The 15,268-nt window shown below is 67.9% G+C and carries 20 protein-coding genes; 5 read left to right on the top strand and 15 right to left on the bottom strand.

The genetic code is table 11. From position 1 onward, the window contains the following. Nucleotides 1-282: 282 nt before the first annotated feature. The 3 genes from ACIA8C_RS29600 to ACIA8C_RS29590 all read right to left on the bottom strand — a co-directional run bounded on the left by ACIA8C_RS29600 (nucleotide 283) and on the right by ACIA8C_RS29590 (nucleotide 2,168). On the bottom strand, nucleotides 283-732 hold the full coding sequence (locus ACIA8C_RS29600; RefSeq protein WP_397140271.1) for a nuclear transport factor 2 family protein: 450 nt from the start codon (nucleotides 730-732) through the stop codon (nucleotides 283-285). Nucleotides 733-747: 15 nt separating this feature from the next. Beyond that, nucleotides 748-1,635, bottom strand: coding sequence for a pyridoxamine 5'-phosphate oxidase family protein (locus tag ACIA8C_RS29595; protein WP_397140269.1), 888 nt, complete (start codon nucleotides 1,633-1,635; stop codon nucleotides 748-750). A gap of 71 nt (nucleotides 1,636-1,706) precedes the next feature. Beyond that, the gene (locus tag ACIA8C_RS29590) at nucleotides 1,707-2,168 is read right to left on the bottom strand and encodes a VOC family protein (protein ID WP_397140267.1); all 462 of its coding nucleotides are present in this window, start codon (nucleotides 2,166-2,168) and stop codon (nucleotides 1,707-1,709) included. 153 nt (nucleotides 2,169-2,321) lie between these two features. On the opposite strand from ACIA8C_RS29590, the gene ACIA8C_RS29585 reads away from it, so the two are divergent. After that, complete coding sequence (locus ACIA8C_RS29585; protein ID WP_397140265.1) at nucleotides 2,322-2,840, top strand: CGNR zinc finger domain-containing protein; 519 nt, start codon at nucleotides 2,322-2,324, stop codon at nucleotides 2,838-2,840. Nucleotides 2,841-2,843: 3 nt separating this feature from the next. On the opposite strand, the gene ACIA8C_RS29580 is transcribed toward ACIA8C_RS29585, so the two are convergent. From ACIA8C_RS29580 to ACIA8C_RS29565, 4 genes are read right to left on the bottom strand one after another with little or no spacing between them, the layout of a single operon-like run. After that, nucleotides 2,844-4,076 carry a phosphotransferase gene (locus tag ACIA8C_RS29580; protein WP_397140263.1) on the bottom strand — a complete coding sequence of 411 codons (1,233 nt, stop codon included), beginning with the start codon at nucleotides 4,074-4,076 and terminating at the stop codon, nucleotides 2,844-2,846. Continuing rightward, entirely contained in the window at nucleotides 4,070-4,261 is a 192-nt protein-coding gene (locus ACIA8C_RS29575; protein ID WP_147140017.1) for a DUF3046 domain-containing protein, read from the bottom strand. Before ACIA8C_RS29575 ends, ACIA8C_RS29580 begins: the two co-directional genes overlap by 7 nt. Nucleotides 4,262-4,306: 45 nt before the next feature. Beyond that, nucleotides 4,307-4,675, bottom strand: coding sequence for a hypothetical protein (locus ACIA8C_RS29570; protein WP_397140261.1), 369 nt, complete (start codon nucleotides 4,673-4,675; stop codon nucleotides 4,307-4,309). Between the two features lies 1 nt (nucleotide 4,676). After that, a complete protein-coding gene (locus ACIA8C_RS29565; protein ID WP_397140259.1) occupies nucleotides 4,677-5,840 on the bottom strand; it encodes a glycosyltransferase in 1,164 nt (387 codons plus the stop codon). 121 nt (nucleotides 5,841-5,961) lie between these two features. Between ACIA8C_RS29565 and ACIA8C_RS29560 the strand changes: the two genes are divergently transcribed. Continuing rightward, nucleotides 5,962-6,525 carry an HD domain-containing protein gene (locus ACIA8C_RS29560; RefSeq protein ID WP_397140257.1) on the top strand — a complete coding sequence of 188 codons (564 nt, stop codon included), beginning with the start codon at nucleotides 5,962-5,964 and terminating at the stop codon, nucleotides 6,523-6,525. A gap of 134 nt (nucleotides 6,526-6,659) precedes the next feature. On the opposite strand, the gene ACIA8C_RS29555 is transcribed toward ACIA8C_RS29560, so the two are convergent. The 3 genes from ACIA8C_RS29555 to ACIA8C_RS29545 form a co-directional block, all read right to left on the bottom strand. Continuing rightward, the gene (locus ACIA8C_RS29555; protein WP_397140255.1) at nucleotides 6,660-7,373 is read right to left on the bottom strand and encodes a PIG-L deacetylase family protein; all 714 of its coding nucleotides are present in this window, start codon (nucleotides 7,371-7,373) and stop codon (nucleotides 6,660-6,662) included. A 214-nt stretch (nucleotides 7,374-7,587) separates the two neighbouring features. Next, a complete protein-coding gene (locus ACIA8C_RS29550; RefSeq protein ID WP_396992471.1) occupies nucleotides 7,588-7,758 on the bottom strand; it encodes a hypothetical protein in 171 nt (56 codons plus the stop codon). Between the two features lie 131 nt (nucleotides 7,759-7,889). Continuing rightward, nucleotides 7,890-8,822, bottom strand: coding sequence for a LysR substrate-binding domain-containing protein (locus tag ACIA8C_RS29545; protein ID WP_397140253.1), 933 nt, complete (start codon nucleotides 8,820-8,822; stop codon nucleotides 7,890-7,892). Nucleotides 8,823-8,921: 99 nt separating this feature from the next. Between ACIA8C_RS29545 and ACIA8C_RS29540 the strand changes: the two genes are divergently transcribed. Beyond that, on the top strand, nucleotides 8,922-9,422 hold the full coding sequence (locus ACIA8C_RS29540) for a cupin domain-containing protein (RefSeq protein WP_397140251.1): 501 nt from the start codon (nucleotides 8,922-8,924) through the stop codon (nucleotides 9,420-9,422). After that, nucleotides 9,419-10,312: a BTAD domain-containing putative transcriptional regulator gene (locus tag ACIA8C_RS29535; RefSeq protein ID WP_397140249.1), complete on the top strand. Its 894-nt coding sequence runs from the start codon at nucleotides 9,419-9,421 to the stop codon at nucleotides 10,310-10,312. Before ACIA8C_RS29540 ends, ACIA8C_RS29535 begins: the two co-directional genes overlap by 4 nt. 312 nt (nucleotides 10,313-10,624) lie before the next feature. Here the strand turns inward: ACIA8C_RS29535 and ACIA8C_RS29530 are convergent, their stop codons facing one another. After that, entirely contained in the window at nucleotides 10,625-11,374 is a 750-nt protein-coding gene (locus tag ACIA8C_RS29530) for a DUF2382 domain-containing protein (RefSeq protein WP_397140247.1), read from the bottom strand. A gap of 37 nt (nucleotides 11,375-11,411) precedes the next feature. Beyond that, complete coding sequence (locus ACIA8C_RS29525) at nucleotides 11,412-11,579, bottom strand: hypothetical protein (RefSeq protein ID WP_397140245.1); 168 nt, start codon at nucleotides 11,577-11,579, stop codon at nucleotides 11,412-11,414. A gap of 380 nt (nucleotides 11,580-11,959) precedes the next feature. Between ACIA8C_RS29525 and ACIA8C_RS29520 the strand changes: the two genes are divergently transcribed. After that, on the top strand, nucleotides 11,960-12,154 hold the full coding sequence (locus ACIA8C_RS29520) for a hypothetical protein (protein WP_396992465.1): 195 nt from the start codon (nucleotides 11,960-11,962) through the stop codon (nucleotides 12,152-12,154). Nucleotides 12,155-12,673: 519 nt separating this feature from the next. Here the strand turns inward: ACIA8C_RS29520 and ACIA8C_RS29515 are convergent. The 3 genes from ACIA8C_RS29515 to ACIA8C_RS29505 all read right to left on the bottom strand — a co-directional run bounded on the left by ACIA8C_RS29515 (nucleotide 12,674) and on the right by ACIA8C_RS29505 (nucleotide 15,196). Beyond that, nucleotides 12,674-13,549: a hypothetical protein gene (locus ACIA8C_RS29515; RefSeq protein ID WP_397140243.1), complete on the bottom strand. Its 876-nt coding sequence runs from the start codon at nucleotides 13,547-13,549 to the stop codon at nucleotides 12,674-12,676. 136 nt (nucleotides 13,550-13,685) lie between these two features. Next, a complete protein-coding gene (locus tag ACIA8C_RS29510; protein WP_397140241.1) occupies nucleotides 13,686-14,516 on the bottom strand; it encodes a PspA/IM30 family protein in 831 nt (276 codons plus the stop codon). 200 nt (nucleotides 14,517-14,716) lie between these two features. Next, entirely contained in the window at nucleotides 14,717-15,196 is a 480-nt protein-coding gene (locus tag ACIA8C_RS29505; protein WP_397140239.1) for a helix-turn-helix domain-containing protein, read from the bottom strand. Nucleotides 15,197-15,268: the final 72 nt, after the last annotated feature.

Raw genomic sequence — 15,268 nt, 5'->3', positions numbered from 1 at the left:
TCCCAGAACACTCGCCGCAACGACCGCGGCAGACTCTGCTGAGGCATACAACAGCTCGATTCTCATCGGTGTTGCATCCACCCCTTGAACCCAAGTTGGGCAAATGCCAGCACCAATTCCCCCTGATCTTGGTCGCGGCTCCGCGACGCAACACGTATCCCGTCGCGTCAAGCTCCCGAGAAACGGGTGGGGCTATCGCCAAACGGGCGCCGGGTCATGATCAAACGGGACATGGTGGCGGGCTTACTCGAACTTTGCCGCCACCATGTCCCGTTGGGCGAGCTACTGCTGGGGTAGGGGCGTGTCGTCACCTGGTTCGCGGGGGCCGAAGATGCGACGGGCGGATTCGGGGATGGCGACGTCGTTGATGCTGGCCTCGCGGCGCGACATCAGGCCGTCGGGCGCGAACTCCCACTGTTCGTTGCCGTAGCTGCGCCACCATTGGCCGGATTCGTTGTGCCATTCGTATTGGAAGCGCACGGCGATGCGGTTGCCTTCGAAGGCCCAGAGGTCTTTGCGGAGCGCGTAGCCGGTTTCCGAAGCCCATTTGCGGGTGAGGAATTCGATGATGGCGGGGCGGCCGGTGAAGAACTCGTCTCGGTTACGCCACACCGAGTCCTCGGTGTAGGCGGCGGCGACCTTCGCGGGATCGCGGGTGTTCCAGGCGTTTTCGGCGGCGAGCACCTTGGCCTTTGCGGATTCGAGATCGAAGGGTGGCAGTGGAGGGCGCACGAATGACTCCGTTCTTCATGGGTTGACCGGCGAGAGTTCGGGTGGGCCCCAGCGCAGCGGACCCGCACCGGAGCGCTCGACGACTTCGGTGACGGTGAAGTCGATCGAGCATTGCGCACCGACGGCGAAAGTTTCCGGTGCCCAGGCCAACTCGGCGGTGCCGGTGAGTTGGAGGGTGCCGCCGGTGGCCCAGTCGGGGATGAGGATGCCACAGCGCGGGTTCACCGCGATGTTCCCGAGCGTCATGAACATCGAGTTGCCCCGGTAGTCGGGCCAGCGCAGCCGGGTCGGCGAAAGCACCTGGAGGAAGCCGGGATTGCCGCCGCGATGCGAGGCGTCGGCGTTGCCCTCGGCGTCGGCGGTGGCGACGAAGAACGCGTCCGCCGCCGCGATCGCCGCCTGCTGGCGCGCGTCGAGTGCGGTGCCGTGCCGTGGCAGCGGCGGTTCGGCATCCGGCTGATACGACTCGATGTGCCTGCGGGTGATGTACTTCGGGCAGTTCGCGTAGACCTGCTCGGTCTCGATGCGTAAGCCGCCGTCCACCGCCGTCGCCGAGCCGTTGACGCGCATCCGCCTGCGCCGCTGTGGCTGCAGGGCGATCATGCCGATCCGAGCGGGGTGGGTCAGCGCCTCCCGCAACGGATCTCCCGCGGTGGGCCGCGCGTCGACGGCGATGGTGTCCGCGTCGAGGGCGTGCAGGAAGCCGGGCGGTCCGACCAGTTCACTCGCCCACAGCCTGCCCGCGGCGTCGGCGGCGGCGATCACCACCATGGGCTGCTCGGCCAGGAAAGAGGCGGCGACGGCCGGAATGTCGGCGCGGATCGACCGGCCGACCCGGTCGGCGATATCCGCCTGACCCATGCGCTGCTGGACGGCGAGTTCACCGGAATGGAAGGGCGCCATCGTAATACTCCTGTCACGAGAAACGCTCCGACGACGGCGTGCGCCGCCGGAACGTTCAACAGCACTGCGGCTCAGAAGAATCCACAGGTCGGCGCCGCGCCGCTGGGCGCGGGTGCGGACTCGGCGCCGGTCGGCGCGTAGACCTCGAGCCGGATGCCGTCGGGGTCGGTGAAGAAGATGCCGCCGGAGGCCGTGCCCTCGCCGTGCGCGACGACGCCGTCGTGGATGATGGCCACCGACCGCTCGCGCAGCGCCGCCTCGATCGCGCGCACCTGGTCGATGGTCTCGACCTGGAACGAAAGATGATGCAGGCCAGGGGTTTCAGCGGAGAACACACCAGCGCTCTGCTGCCATAGCGTCAGCGAGAGCTTGCCGCCCACACCGAGGAACGCCCATTTCCGGTCGCCGTCGGCGCCCGCGGTGAGCTGCTCGAAACCCAACGCGCCGCGATAGAAATCGACCGAGCGGTCCAGGTCGGAGACGTTCAGGCCGATATGTCCGGTGGCGAGCTGGGGCGCGGCGACCGTTGTCATGTAGTCCTCCTCTAGCGGCAAACCGTCTTTAGCGGTTTTACTGGTTAGACGATAACCACGATCACGCCACCCAGTCAACCTGTAAACTCCAATTAACCGGTTAGAGGACCGGTGGTTGTTACGACCACCAGAAGGAGCTGGATACCCTCAGTCATGCACGATCCACGCCCCCACCTCGGCGAACCGCTGGCACTCGACCTGCTGGACACGCGGTGGAACCAGCACGGACACCCGCAGGACCTGCTCACCGATGTGGCAGGCCTCGGCGTGTGGCTGGCGTCGGCAGGGCTGACCGACCGCACGGTCGCCGACCAGGCGACCCTCGACGCGGTCCGCGCGGCGCGCACCGCCATCTACGACGTGGTGCAAAGCGCCACGCACACCGCACTGAACGCGGTCCTCGACCACGGCCGAATCCGGCGCACACTCACCGACGCCGGACCCGAGGACATCATCGATGTCCCCGACATCGCTTGGCTGCCCGCGTGGTTGGCGGCCGACAACCTGCTGCACCTGCTCGCCGAGGCACCGGACCGCATCCGCCAGTGCGCCCATCCCGACTGCGTGCTGTTCTTCTACGACACTTCGAAAAACGGCACCCGCCGCTGGCATTCGATGGCGACCTGCGGCAACCGCACCAAGGCGGCCCGCCATTACGCCAAGAAGCCTTGAGCCTCAGAACAATTCGTCGAGCAGGCGGTAGTACTCCAGGCGTCGGTGATCCGGTTCGGTGAGACCGTACGCGGCGAAGAAGGCGGTCACTTCGCCCTCGCCGAAGTCGTCGCGTAGGTCGCGCACGGCAAGCGCCAGGTCGCGGTACCGGTCCGCCACGCCGAGCGCGCCAACGTCGAGCAGGATCGCGCCTTCCAGCACGTTGGGTGGCGTGAAGTCGCCGTGCGCCACCACCAAGTCCTCCTGGGCGGGACGCTCGCTGAGCAGTTGCGCAAGAACGTCGCCCGGGGTGAGGTCCCGGTTTTCTTCCTCGAAGTCGTCGAGATCCACCAAGCCCTCGACCACCTGACGACGCGCCTGCGTCAGCACCACGTCGAGCCGTCCGTCGAAGGGACACTCGGCGACCGGAATGCTGTGCAGCCCACGCAGTAGCTCGCCCATGACCGTGCCGGCACCCGGACCGGTTCGCGCGGCCAGACTCGCGGCGCCCGCGTCGGCAAGCACCAGCACGTCACCGTCGAACGCGACGACCGCAGGCAGCCGAATCCCGCGGTCGCGCAGCCAGTTCAGCCGCTCGTGTTCGGCAGCGGCCTTCGGTCCCCGCTTGACCCAATAGGTTTCGTTGACGAACGCGACACCGCCGCTGCGCCCCTCGTGCTCGGCCGACCAGGTCGGCGCGTCACCGAGCAACGTGGCGACCGTCGGAGGCAACGGAATCGGCAGCGCGGGCAGTCTCTCCAACGCCACCCGAGTCGATTCGATCAATTCGGCATCGCCCTCGGCCGTCCGCAAGTCGAGCGCCTCACGCAGCAACGCATGCGCTTCGGTCAGCTGATCCTGTTCGGCCAGCGCCTTTCCGAGATGTTGCACGGCGTATGACAGCACGTCCGGCGCGGCTACCCGCGCGTGCTCGACGGCTCGCCGGTAAAGCGTCTCGGCGGTGGCGGCGTCGCCCTGATAGCGATAGACATCGCCGAGATTGATCCACACCGTGATCCGGCGTTCCTCGGTGTCCACGAGTTCCAGCGCCCGATCCAGCAGGTCTAGGGCCTGGTCGTAGCGCCCGAGCAGCATCGCTTCGATGCCGGTCTGCCGGAATCCGGCGAAGTCGACCGGCTCGGCCTTGGCCAGCCGCGCGGCAAGCCGTTGCGGATCGACCGGGATCATCCGCTCGCGCTCGTCGAACCGATAGAGCGGCCCGTCCCGATCCACCGCCTGGCCCGGCACGTTCACCATCGCCCGCGCGGCACGTCGAACTCCGAGCAGAGCGCCCGCCACACGTCGCGCGGATCAACCCCCGCCTCGATGGCATCGGCGCCCGTCCGACCCAACGACGGGATCACATGATCGGCCAGCAGGGCATCGCCCCGAGCCGATCCGAATTGGGTATGCAACAGCTCCTGGAACTCCGTCAATCGCACCGTGCCCAAGATACCCGCGCCGACCCGCGAGCCCCACCTGCCCCGCTACTCGCCGACGGTGGCCGCGCGGAGCAGCTCCTGAATGACTTCCCAGCTGTTCCACTGGATCGGTGTTCCCCGACTGGCGTAGTGACCGTTGGCGTTCTCGAGCTGACTCAGCAACGCCGTGAGGTAATCCGGGATGGTCTGGTTGTCCCAATTGGCGGGTGGACCGTCCGACCAGTCATCGAGTAAGGCCCGGACGGTGTCGGCCAGCCGTTCCTCTTGACGGACGGCCGGAGCCGACGGACACCCGGGGACACCGCAGTACTCGTCCGGATCTCCGTCGATGAACGCGTCGTGCTCGAATACGTCGTAGTGGCTTCGGTTTACCTGAACAGGTCGTCCGCAACGACGACAGTCGAAGTCGGCCACGCTAACTCGCGCGGACCGTGTCGAGGACCCGGTGGCACAGCTGGATCGGGTCGGCAACGTCCGAGGCCGTCGACGCTGCCTCTTTCGCGGCGGCGGCGAACTGCGGAGTCGACAGGATCTCCAGGACCGCGGCGCGCACGGCGGCCGGTGTCAGCGGTCGGACGAGGAGTGAACTTCCCTGGCGGACAGCTCTATTGGCCAGCTCCCATTGGTCGCCACCGCCCGGGATGGTGACGACGGGGACGGCGGCCGTCAGCGACTTCGCGAGCAGGCCGTGACCACCGCCACCCACGACTACCGAAGCGTGCGTGAGGAGTTCGTCCTGGCGGCCCAAACCCGCCGTGGCCCAGGGCGGTAGCTCCGCAGGCGGGGTGTCGAGAGTCGAGATCGCCACGCGCACATCGGCACCCGCGAGTGCGTCGAGGACCGTCTCGACCATGCCGGTCACGCCGGTGTGTGCGGTAGAGGGGGCGACCATCACCAGCGGAGCGTCGCCCGGCGGAGGTGCCAGGATCGCGTCGGTGGGTTCCCAGAAGAGCGGGCCGATGACGTGCGCGTTGTCCGGCCAATCGGGGCGCGGCACCTCCAGGGCGGGGAGGGTGGCGATCAGGCGGGCGGCCGGACCCGGATCGGTGGCGGGCAGGCCGACGCCCTCGCGGGCCTGTTCACGCTGACGCAGGCCGTGGCGGATGTCGCGGGCGGTCATGGTGCGCAACACCCCGTCCCGCATCCGTCCGCGCAGCCCTTCGCCAGGGGCGAGGCCACTTCCGATGGGCGGCAGGGCTTTCGACGGCAGGTACAGCGGGTGCGGGGACAATTCGACCCACGGCACGCCGAGCCGTTCGGCGGCCATTCCGCCGCCTGCGGTGAGCACGTCGGAGACGACCAGCTCTGGCAGCATGGCGCCGAGGTCGGGCAGGATCTCGGTGGAGATGTGCGCGGCGCGCTCGTGGATGCGCTGGCCCGCGTCGGTGTCGTCGTCGGCCGGGCGTGGGGCAAGGCCCTTGAGCCGTCGGACACCGATTCCGGCGTCGCGTGCGGCGTCGAACCAGCGCGGGGCCGTGAACAACACCGGCTCGTCACCGGCGGCCAGGAAACGCAAGCACAACGCGATGGCGGGAAACGCATGCCCGGGATCGGGCCCCGCGACTACGGCTACTCGCATCCGCATAGCCTGCCACACGGCCCGATGGCCCGGATGCATCCGCATCCCGCGTCTTCACCTGCTCGACAGCGGAACTTCACGTGACCTCCGATCCGCACGGCGTTATGGTCTAGACCAATTAGTGTCGGAGAGTGGAGCGATCGTGCTGGTGTCCACGGTGGACGAATTGATGGTGCTGCTGGCGAACGGCGAGGACGTCTGGGATATGCCGGACCGCAGCGGCGATCCGGTCGACATCCTCGACCACGATCGGCAGTGCGCGCAATTGCTGCGGCAGCGGTATCCGTGGGATGAGGAGCTGCAGGTCGCCGGGTTGGTGCACGACATCGGTCATCAGCTGTTTCCCGGCGACGACGCGGGCCACGGCAGGCATGGGGCGGACGCGATCCGCGCGTTGCTCGACGCTCGCGTCGCACGGTTGGTCGAGCTGCATGTGGTCGCGAAACGCTATCTGGCAGCGACGGATTCAGCACACACCGCAGGTCTGTCCCCTTCCAGCCAGCGCACCTTGGTAGCGCAGGGCGGCCCGATGGACGCTACCGAGATCGCCGAGTTCGAGGCCGACCCGGAATTCGACGCCGCCCTCGCCCTGCGCCGTGCCGATGACGCGGGCAAGGTCGTCGGCCTCATCGTCGCTCCCCTCGACTCCTGGATTCCGGTGATCAGGCGGGTCGCCCAGCGGTAACTCGACCAAGATCATGGGGAACCGGTGCCGGGAGGCCGCTGACATCAGTTCCCCCTCGCAGGCATCCGCGACCGGGGTGCCCGCACCTCGGGCGCGTCGGTTCGGCTGGGTGACAACGGATCTCGACGGGTGGATCAGTTCGCGGAGTCGCTGAAGTAGTAGAGCTCGAAACCGACGGCACGTTCGGCCGGGAAGCCTTCGATCGGGCCGGTCGCCCGGTCGACGATGGCGCGAACCTGCTCGTCCACCGGTTCCGAACTGAGTACCTCCAGGTAGCGGCGGTGCTCGGCCAGCGATGCCCTGGCCTGATCGATGTGCGCGGTGACGTCGACGGCGTGAGTTACCTTGGGGCCCATCACCGCTGCCCAACGCGGCGACCACGGTGCCTCGGCGAGCTCGGGGAAGATCCACTCGTTACCCGCGTCGGAGATGGCGTCCAGCGCGGCGCGGCCGACGGCGCGGTGATCGGCGCTGTTGGCGTAGCCGGGCGCCCAGGTGTCGCCGAAGTTGAAGAGCACCACCAGTTCTGGTTGATGGCGGCGAATGGCGGCGGCCAGATCGCGGCGCAGCTGCAAGGATTCCTCGACCCGTCCGTCCGGATAGCCGAGGAACTCCACCTGATGCACGCCAACGGCTTTGGCGGAGGCGATCTCCTCGGCCTCGCGCACCGGCCCGCATTCCGCAGGCGGCAGGCCCGCGATCCCCGCCTCGCCGCTGGTGACCAAGACGTAGCGAATGTCCTTGCCCTGCCCCGTCCATCGGGCCACCGCGGCGGCGGCACCGTATTCGATGTCGTCGGGATGCGCGACGATCACCACCGCGCGCTGCCAATCCTCCGAAAGCTGCACTTGTCCGCCTCTCCGCGTATTCAGGCCAGACACAAACATAGAAGGGGCCGTGCGCTTTCCCCTCATCGGGGAGCGCACGGCCCCTGGTCGGGCGGGTTCGCGACTTCGCTCGCGCCTCCCGGTGGCATCCCGGCCACACCTGGATCCGCCCGACTACCGCCTACTCGGCTCCGCAGCGCTACCCGGCGCGCAGGAGCCGCTCCGCAGGCGGAAGCTACAGCTTGCTGACCGAGGAGTCCTTGCCCGACACCGCCTTGTACAGCAGGTACAGGCCGAACACGATGGCGCTGATCACCAGGATCGGGAACAGCCCCTTGATCAACGCACCGATGATGGCCAGCGCGATCCAGACAACCGCGACGACACCGATAATCTTCCACAACATTTGCCAGCCTCCGAGAGTCTCCGCGAACCGCTCTCCCACGATCCGACAGGTTCCACTCTGACAGCTGCGCGGCGATAAATCACCAGGTCAGCAACGATATCCGGGTGAAGATCAGGGTGAACCCTGACTACCTACCCGCCGGGAGTACTACCCGGCGGCTCGGTCGCGCCCTCAGCGGCCAGGTCGGCACCTACCTTCGTCGCGGTCCGGATAAAGGCCGCCACCAGGGGGCGGGTGTCGCCCGCCCGGCACGCGACGGCCAGCACCGCGGGCGCGACATCGACCAGTGGCCGGGTGATAACACCAGACCAGGGGAAGAAGCGGGAAACGGAGGCGACCGAGACCGCGACCGCCTGGCCGCTGCCGACCGCGGCAAGCAGGTCTTCCAGGGTGGCCACCTCGGCACCGATCGTCGCCTGACCCTCGCGGTAGTCGGCCAGTGTCATGAAGTCGCGCGCGGCGAGATCGCGGTTGTCGGTCCACCACGCGAACGGCTGGACGGCCAGATCCTCCGGCCGGACCGCGGTGTCGGCGGCGAACGGATGATCCGCGGGGAGCAGGGCGATCCGCTCCTCCGACAGCAGTGGCGTCACGTCCAAGCCCGCCGGCGCGGGCAACCAGATCAGCCCGACATCGGAGGCGCCGGCCAGCACGCCCGCGCTCGCGTCGTCGAATTCGACCTTGCCGACGGTCACCGCGACGTGCGGATACTCGGCCGCGAAGGCGCGCAACACCCGGGGCGTGATATCCAGTCCGGTAACGCCGCGGATACCGACGATCAGTTCGGTGCGCTCGCCGGATTCGGTGTCGCGGGTGTCGGCGATGGCCGCGCCGACGGTATCCAGGATGTCGGGCACCCTGGCCAGCAGCGTCCGGCCTGCGTCGGTGAGCGTGACCTGACGGCTGTTGCGCTGGAAAAGGGTTGCGCCGATGCGGGTTTCGAGCTGCTTGATCTGATTGCTCAACGCCTGCTGGGTCAGGTGTAGCCGGGCCGCCGCCCGGGTGAAATTCAGCTCGGTGGCCAGTGCGTGGAAAGCGCGCAGGTGCCGGAGTTCCACATCCACAAGTCTGGATTGTAGATCCGACAGCCGATCGGTGTTTCCCTTCTCGGCTCACCGGATCGAGCATGGATCACATCGTGTTATCAATCGAGGAGCCATGCCTTGCCGGAACAACGTCACGAACTCGGGCCGCACCAGCCGATCGCGGAGTGGGCGTTCGGGTGCCTGATGATCTGGCATCAGCGCGCCGAAACCACCGGCGGGGTGCTGTCGCTCGCCGAGGTGGTGCTGCCGAAGGGTGACGAGCCGCCCGTCCATCTGCATTCGCGGGAGGACGAACTGTGCTTCGTCCTCGACGGCGAGCTCACCGTGCACCGCGGACTGGCCCGCATCCAAGCCGGGCCCGGTACCTCGGTGTGGCTGCCTCGCGGTATTCCACACGGGTTCGCGGTGCACACCGCCACGGCACGGGTGCTGCACCACTACACCCCGGCGGGCGTGGAGCGGGCGCACCGGAGGTTCGGCACCGCGGCCACCGAACTCGTACTGCCGCCCGCCGATACCCGACGACCGTCCGGCGCGGAGGTCGAGGCCGAATTCGCGCGCTACGGAGTCACTGTCGTCGGTCCCGCGCCATCGAATCAGAGGAAGGAGCGAACATGACTGTGCCGCAAGGCATTGTCTACTCGACCCGGGCACCCGAACCGGGATACGCGCAGGTGCGCGTCCTCGGGCCGGTGGCGGTCACCGACGGGGCGCGGATGATCGCGGTCGACCGTCCGCTGGAGCGAGCGGTGCTGGTCCGGCTCGCGCTCGCGGGCGGGGTTCCCGTCCCCGACCGGCGACTTGCCGCCGACCTGTGGGGCGACGGTGAACTCTCGCGTCCCATCGAACGATTGCGCGTTGTCGTCTCGCGACTGCGGACGGCACTGGGTGCGTACGGCGGAACGGTTCTGCGCACCCCGGCGGGCTACCGGACGACGATGGTCGCCGGCGACCTGCTCGCCGCCGAATCCATCGCGGACCGGCTGCATGCCGCGCAGCGGGCCGGTCGATACGCCGAGGTCGGCGCGGCCGCCGACGAAGCGCGGCGACTTTGGCGCGGACCGGCTTTGGCCGACCTGCAGTGGGCGCCGTACGCGGCGGTGGAAGCCGCGCGACTGGATGCGTGGCGGCTGGAACTGACCGTCACCGGATTGGCGGCCGCGCTGCACCTCGGCGCCGGTCTCGAATGCCTCAGGGAGATGAGCATTTTGGCGGGCGAAAACCCGTTGCACGAGCCGCTGGCTCGGCTACACGCGCTGGCTCTCTACCGGGCGGGCAGACAGGTCGACGCACTCGACCGCCTGCGCAACTTGCGACTTGCCCTCACCGAACACTTCGGCGCCGCCCTTGCCCCGGAAACCGTCGACCTAGAGGTCCGCATCCTCCGCCACGACCCAGACCTACATCCGACGCGTCCTACCGTAAAGCCAAGTAGCCCAGCGTATTCGAACACCCAGCGGATTACTCGATACCGCGACGTCGCAGCGCTCGCGCATCGCTTCCGGTGACCGGAACGACGCTGCCGACGACAACTTCGCCAATACCGCTGCTGCCCTGAGCGATTGATTGATCCGCGTGAGCAAAGGCGGCTCAGCGTGTTCGACCGTGCCGCAGGACACCCGGTGTAGCAGCCCCGCACGCATTGCTTCAAGTGCCTGGCTACTGACTGATGTCTACGAGCACCGACACCCGGCGTCAGGCCTACCGATGACGTTGCCACCCTGAATGATTGGCCGACCAGAGCCGCCGACGGCAGATATCTGGGTGAGGATCAGGTTCAGCTGATCCTCACCCAGTGATATCAATCGAGGGGCCGTGGGTCACCTATTGCGCGGGTTGCGGCGGTCGTTCTCCACACCCTCGGTCTCGATCCGCTCCTTGCGCACCGTGTCGGACACGGTCTGCTCGTCCTGGACCTCGTCGACGGCGAGGCGGACCCGCTCGACCGGCACCGCTTCCTTCTGCACCGTGACGCGCTCCTCGTGCAGGGTGACCTCGGCCTCCTGCTCGCCGATGTCGGTGCGACCCACCTGCGACCGGTCGGTGATCGGCTCGCGCTCGATCCTGACCTCTTCGTGGGTGGTCGGCACGGTGACGGTCTGCTCCTCGGTCACCACGTACTTGTGCAGGCGCGCGTGGCCGGCCTCTTCGTTCTGCTTGTTGACCGCCAGCCGCTCCTCGGAGCGCACCATGCCCTGGTCGTCGGGGCGGCGACCGCCGCGCATCTGCTGCTTGCCGCCCATTTCCATGCCGGCCCGGTTCGGGTCGATGTGGTAGTGGTCGAACAGTTCGCGTTCGGCTTCGGGGCTGATCAGACCGTCGTGCTCGAGATGCGGGGCGGTCTTCACCTCCTCCTTCTCGACGCGCACCTGCAGTGCTTCCGGGTCGTGCCGCAGCTGAGCGCCGGCCAGCGGGACCAGCGAGTCACCGCTGAACATGCCGGTGGTCACCGACACCCAGGTCGGTGCGCCGGAGGTGTTGTCGACGTAGATCCGCTTGACCTTGCCGATCTTGTCGCCTTCCGGCGAGTACACAGCGCTTCCGATGAGTTCTTCCAGCATTCCGGTCATGATTCGATTCCTCCGCGTTGCGTTCGATGAGAGTGATTCAGGCACTTGCCTTTTGATCGGACTGGTCGAGATCCTCGGCGATTCGCTGCGATTGCCGCGCACGTCGGACCGGATCCTCGGCGCTGCCCCAGGCCAGGTATCTGCTGATATCCAGCCGTTGCGTGTCCTGGTCGATCGCGGATTTTCGGTAGGCAATATCAAGCATCTCACTGCTCCTGCCTTGTAGTGAATGTTCCCGATCCCTTAGGTGGAATCCGGCCGATCAGCTACATGAAAGCAACTACCCGGCGTGATCTACACCAAACGCCGCGACGGCGAAATCGGCCCCGGACCGGGCGATGTGTCGCCGACGAGCAGTACGGTCCGGCGAAGTTGGAGTTCCGGACGGCCCCGCCGCCTATTACGCTTCGCGAAAGGCTTGGGTTTTGCGCTCTCCCGGCCGCGCGGTCGGTCAGTGTACGGTTGTACTCTGATCTTGCGCGCAGCTTTCCGGATAGTCGCAGTCAGGAAGGGATGGTCGGCTTATGTACACACCATGTTCGGCACACACTCATACACTGAATCCCACGTGACGGTCGGTGCCTGATGGAAAATGAACTCGCCCAAGAACTCGCGGCGGCGGCCCGTCGCCACGGTGGAGCCATCGCCGGAATCGTCGGCGGCGCCGCCCGCAAAGCCTCCTGGGAGGTGCTCGACCTGATGGCCGAGGGCCGCGAACTGGTGAACGCCGCGCTGCGCGCCCGAGCCGAAGATTTGCGACGCAAGGACACCCTGCGCTGAACCGGTAGCGCACGGGTCACGAACGCGGCACTCTGTCGACTGTTCGACGGATACAGCGATGCCCGTCGAACAACGACGATGAAGCGATGAGCGAGGCCGCGCCGTCCCCTGAGCACTCGACACCGTGGTGTCCGCATCCGTGCCTCCCCTTGCGCGACACCGCGCCCGAGCACTTGACGAGCCAACACCTCGACCCACCGCGCCCATCAGGACATCGCACTTCGCCTCGCTACCTGGCCGCACAGTATCCGGGCCCGCCGTACCGCGCTCCCCGGCCCCCAGCCGCGCCGAACATCGTAAGACTCACGGCCACAGCGCTTTTCGTGCCGCTGGCAGTCATTCTCGTGCGCCCGCTCCGCAAGCTACTGATACGCCGGCCCCTGCCCCGCCGGTGACTGTCTGTCCGGCAACCTCCTCCCGCCGGACAGACCAAAGGCCACCTTCCCTCTGCCGCCTGCACGCGAGGGAGGGTGGCCGCACCGTATCTCGGCGATAGCCGATGTCAGTGCCGCGCGACGCTCAGTGTTGCCCCGGTTGCCCGAGCGGGACCTGTTGGTCGGCGACCTCGGTGAGGGCTTGGGCCCAGCCGTCGAGGCGGTCGGCGGCGTGGCGTAGGTCGGCGACGATCGCGTCGAAATTGTGGCGTAGGACGGCGCTTTCAGGTACTGCGAGGATGCGGCCTGCGGCAGCGACTACCTGTTCGTATTCGACTACGCCGGTGTCCAGGCGGCCGAGGGCGAACTGAAGGTTGTCGGTGAGGCCTGCTGCCGCCGGGGATTGGGAGCGGCCCATGGCGCCGAGGGCTTGTTCCATCGCGGTGACGTCGGCGGCGAGGGCATGCAGCGCGGCGGAGCCGGAGTGTGCCGTTTCGAGCATGTCGGTGAGTTCGTCGTCGGGCAGCCGGTTGCCGCGGGCGATCTGGGTGCCGAGGCCGTGCAGGGCGCGTTCGGCGCGGACCAGTCGGGCGATGGGTCCGCGCGCGCGAGACCACAGGGGTGGCTGCTTGCGGGGAATGAAGGTGGCCTGGGGCAGTGGTGTGTTGCGCAACCGCAGGTAGCGGCGGGCGCTGAGCGCGGTGCCGGTGACGAGGGCGACCGCGCCGCCACCGATCACCACAACGATCCAGGCGGGCGCCGTCAGGACCACCAGCCCGACGGCTCCCGCGGTGGTGATGCCGGAGGCGGTGCCGAGTTGGAAGCTGCGGCGGCGGGCTCGGCGCCGACGGCGCAGTTCCCGTTCGCGCGGGTCGGCCCAGCGGCGCACCGTGACCAGTGCGTGCTCGCCGACCTCGCGCAGACTGTCGGGCAGGCTTCCCGGTGACGGAGCTAGCGCGGCTTGCGCCCGCACGATCGCCGCGTCGCGCCTGCGGCCCGGAAGCGCCTTATCCCGAGTCATGCCATCTCTCCCACTGGTAGCGCGGATCGGACCAGCATGGTCCCGGTGCGGCCGACGGCCGGCCCGCCGGGAACCCGTGCGGTACTTGCCAGTGAACCATCCACCACCGACAAAGTCCTCGCCGCGCGTCCGACCGTTACTGCTGTGCGGCCTGGCCCTTGTTCATCTGCGGCTGCGCCGGATTGGTCTGGGCCGGTGCGGGATTGACGGCGGGCTGCGCCGCGCCACCCGCGGGCAGCTGATCGCCGCGCATCGACGCACGGATCTGCTCGAGCTTGCTGTGCCCGGCCATCTGGATGCTGGCCTGCTGCACCTCCAGCATGCGACCCTGCACGGTGTTCTGCGCGAGCTCGGCGGAACCGAGCGCGTTGGCGTAGCGGCGCTCGATCTTCTCGCGCACCGCGTCCAGGCTCGGCGTGGAGCCCGGCGCCGACAGCGTCGAATCCATCTGCTGCAGCGACGCGGAAACCTGCTCCTGCATCTTGGCCTGCTCCAGCTGGCTGAGCAGCTTGGTGCGCTCGGCGACCTTCTGCTGCAACAGCATCGCGTTCTGCTCGACCGCCTTCTTGGCCTGGGTGGCCGCCTGCAGCGACTGGTCGTGCAGCACCTTGAGGTCCTCGACCGACTGCTCGGCGGTGACCAGCTGTGCGGCGAACGCCTCGGCGGCGTTGGTGTACTGGATTGCCTTCTCGGTGTCGCCAGCGTTACCGGCCTGGTCGGCGAGCGTGACCGCCTGGCGCGCGTTGGCATTGAGCTTCTCGACCTCATCGAGCTGCCGGTTCAGCTTCATCTCCAGCTGACGCTGGTTGCCGATGACCGATGCGGCCTGCTGGGAAAGGGCCTGATGCTGGCGCTGAGCTTCCTCGATAGCCTGCTGAATCTGGACCTTCGGATCCGCGTGCTCCTCGATCTTCGAATCGAAGAGGGCCATCAGGTATTTCCAGGCCTTGACGAACGGATTAGCCATCGATTGATCCCGCCTCCATCTGACGTGCCGCGCCCTCGACGCGGCTCCGGTGCGCGACCGTCACGCACTCGATATATGCCTATCCTCCACCATGCGGCTGTTGGGCCGGGTATACCCGGCCCAACCGACGCCTAGTGAGAATCTATCCGCTCCGGGCGCCGGTCCGCAGCGTTGCCGCGGCAGCCACCTGTTGCTCGGTGTCACATGCCCTTCACCAGGACCAGCATGTCGGCCTTCGGTGCGGGAATGACGATTCGGGTGTCCATGGCCAGCGGCAGCGGACGCCCGCCCGCTCCGGCCACCGACAGGCTGGCACTCGCGGGTGCGAGCGCGGGCTCGGCGGCGGGCGCGTCCGCGGCAGGCGCGGCCGCTGCGGCGGCGGTCTGCTCCGCGTCGACCGGCAGCGGCGCGGCCGCGGCGTCGGCGGGGGTGCGCGTTGGCAGGCCGTCGGCGCCGGCCATGATCGTGCTCACATCCCAGAGCACCCGCGACAGCGGCACATCCAGGGCCGCGCAAATGGCGGCCAGCAACTCACTGGAGGCTTCTTTGCGGCCCCGCTCGACCTCGGAGAGATAGCCCAGGCTCACGCGCGCCGAGGTGGACACCTCGCGCAGGGTCCGGCTCTGGGCGAGACGAGCACGCCGCAGACTGTCCCCGATGGCCTCTCGCAGCAGCGTCATCTCGTTCTCCTTCGCTCCCTGTCAGGGGACCTGCATGACACTCACGAGTGCCACGCACGCCGTTCTTTCTGG

Source organism: Nocardia sp. NPDC051321 (genome assembly GCF_044455225.1).
Taxonomy (GTDB): Bacteria; Actinomycetota; Actinomycetes; order Mycobacteriales; family Mycobacteriaceae; genus Nocardia.
The sequence above is the reverse complement of the archived record's forward strand: the minus strand, read 5'-3'. Positions and strand labels throughout refer to the sequence as shown.

Bases quoted from the DNA above. Each gene is read 5' to 3' on its own strand.
- ACIA8C_RS29595 (WP_397140269.1), bottom strand. From the start codon at position 1,635: ATGGCGCCCTTCCATTCCGGTGAACTCGCCGTCCAGCAGCGCATGGGT.
- ACIA8C_RS29505 (WP_397140239.1), bottom strand. From the start codon at position 15,196: ATGACGCTGCTGCGAGAGGCCATCGGGGACAGTCTGCGGCGTGCTCGT.
- ACIA8C_RS29520 (WP_396992465.1), top strand. From the start codon at position 11,960: ATGGAAAATGAACTCGCCCAAGAACTCGCGGCGGCGGCCCGTCGCCAC.
- ACIA8C_RS29525 (WP_397140245.1), bottom strand. From the start codon at position 11,579: ATGCTTGATATTGCCTACCGAAAATCCGCGATCGACCAGGACACGCAA.
- ACIA8C_RS29590 (WP_397140267.1), bottom strand. From the start codon at position 2,168: ATGACAACGGTCGCCGCGCCCCAGCTCGCCACCGGACATATCGGCCTG.
- ACIA8C_RS29580 (WP_397140263.1), bottom strand. From the start codon at position 4,076: ATGGTGAACGTGCCGGGCCAGGCGGTGGATCGGGACGGGCCGCTCTAT.
- ACIA8C_RS29585 (WP_397140265.1), top strand. From the start codon at position 2,322: ATGCACGATCCACGCCCCCACCTCGGCGAACCGCTGGCACTCGACCTG.
- ACIA8C_RS29565 (WP_397140259.1), bottom strand. From the start codon at position 5,840: ATGCGAGTAGCCGTAGTCGCGGGGCCCGATCCCGGGCATGCGTTTCCC.
- ACIA8C_RS29530 (WP_397140247.1), bottom strand. From the start codon at position 11,374: ATGACCGGAATGCTGGAAGAACTCATCGGAAGCGCTGTGTACTCGCCG.
- ACIA8C_RS29535 (WP_397140249.1), top strand. From the start codon at position 9,419: ATGACTGTGCCGCAAGGCATTGTCTACTCGACCCGGGCACCCGAACCG.
- ACIA8C_RS29515 (WP_397140243.1), bottom strand. From the start codon at position 13,549: ATGACTCGGGATAAGGCGCTTCCGGGCCGCAGGCGCGACGCGGCGATC.
- ACIA8C_RS29510 (WP_397140241.1), bottom strand. From the start codon at position 14,516: ATGGCTAATCCGTTCGTCAAGGCCTGGAAATACCTGATGGCCCTCTTC.
- ACIA8C_RS29550 (WP_396992471.1), bottom strand. From the start codon at position 7,758: ATGTTGTGGAAGATTATCGGTGTCGTCGCGGTTGTCTGGATCGCGCTG.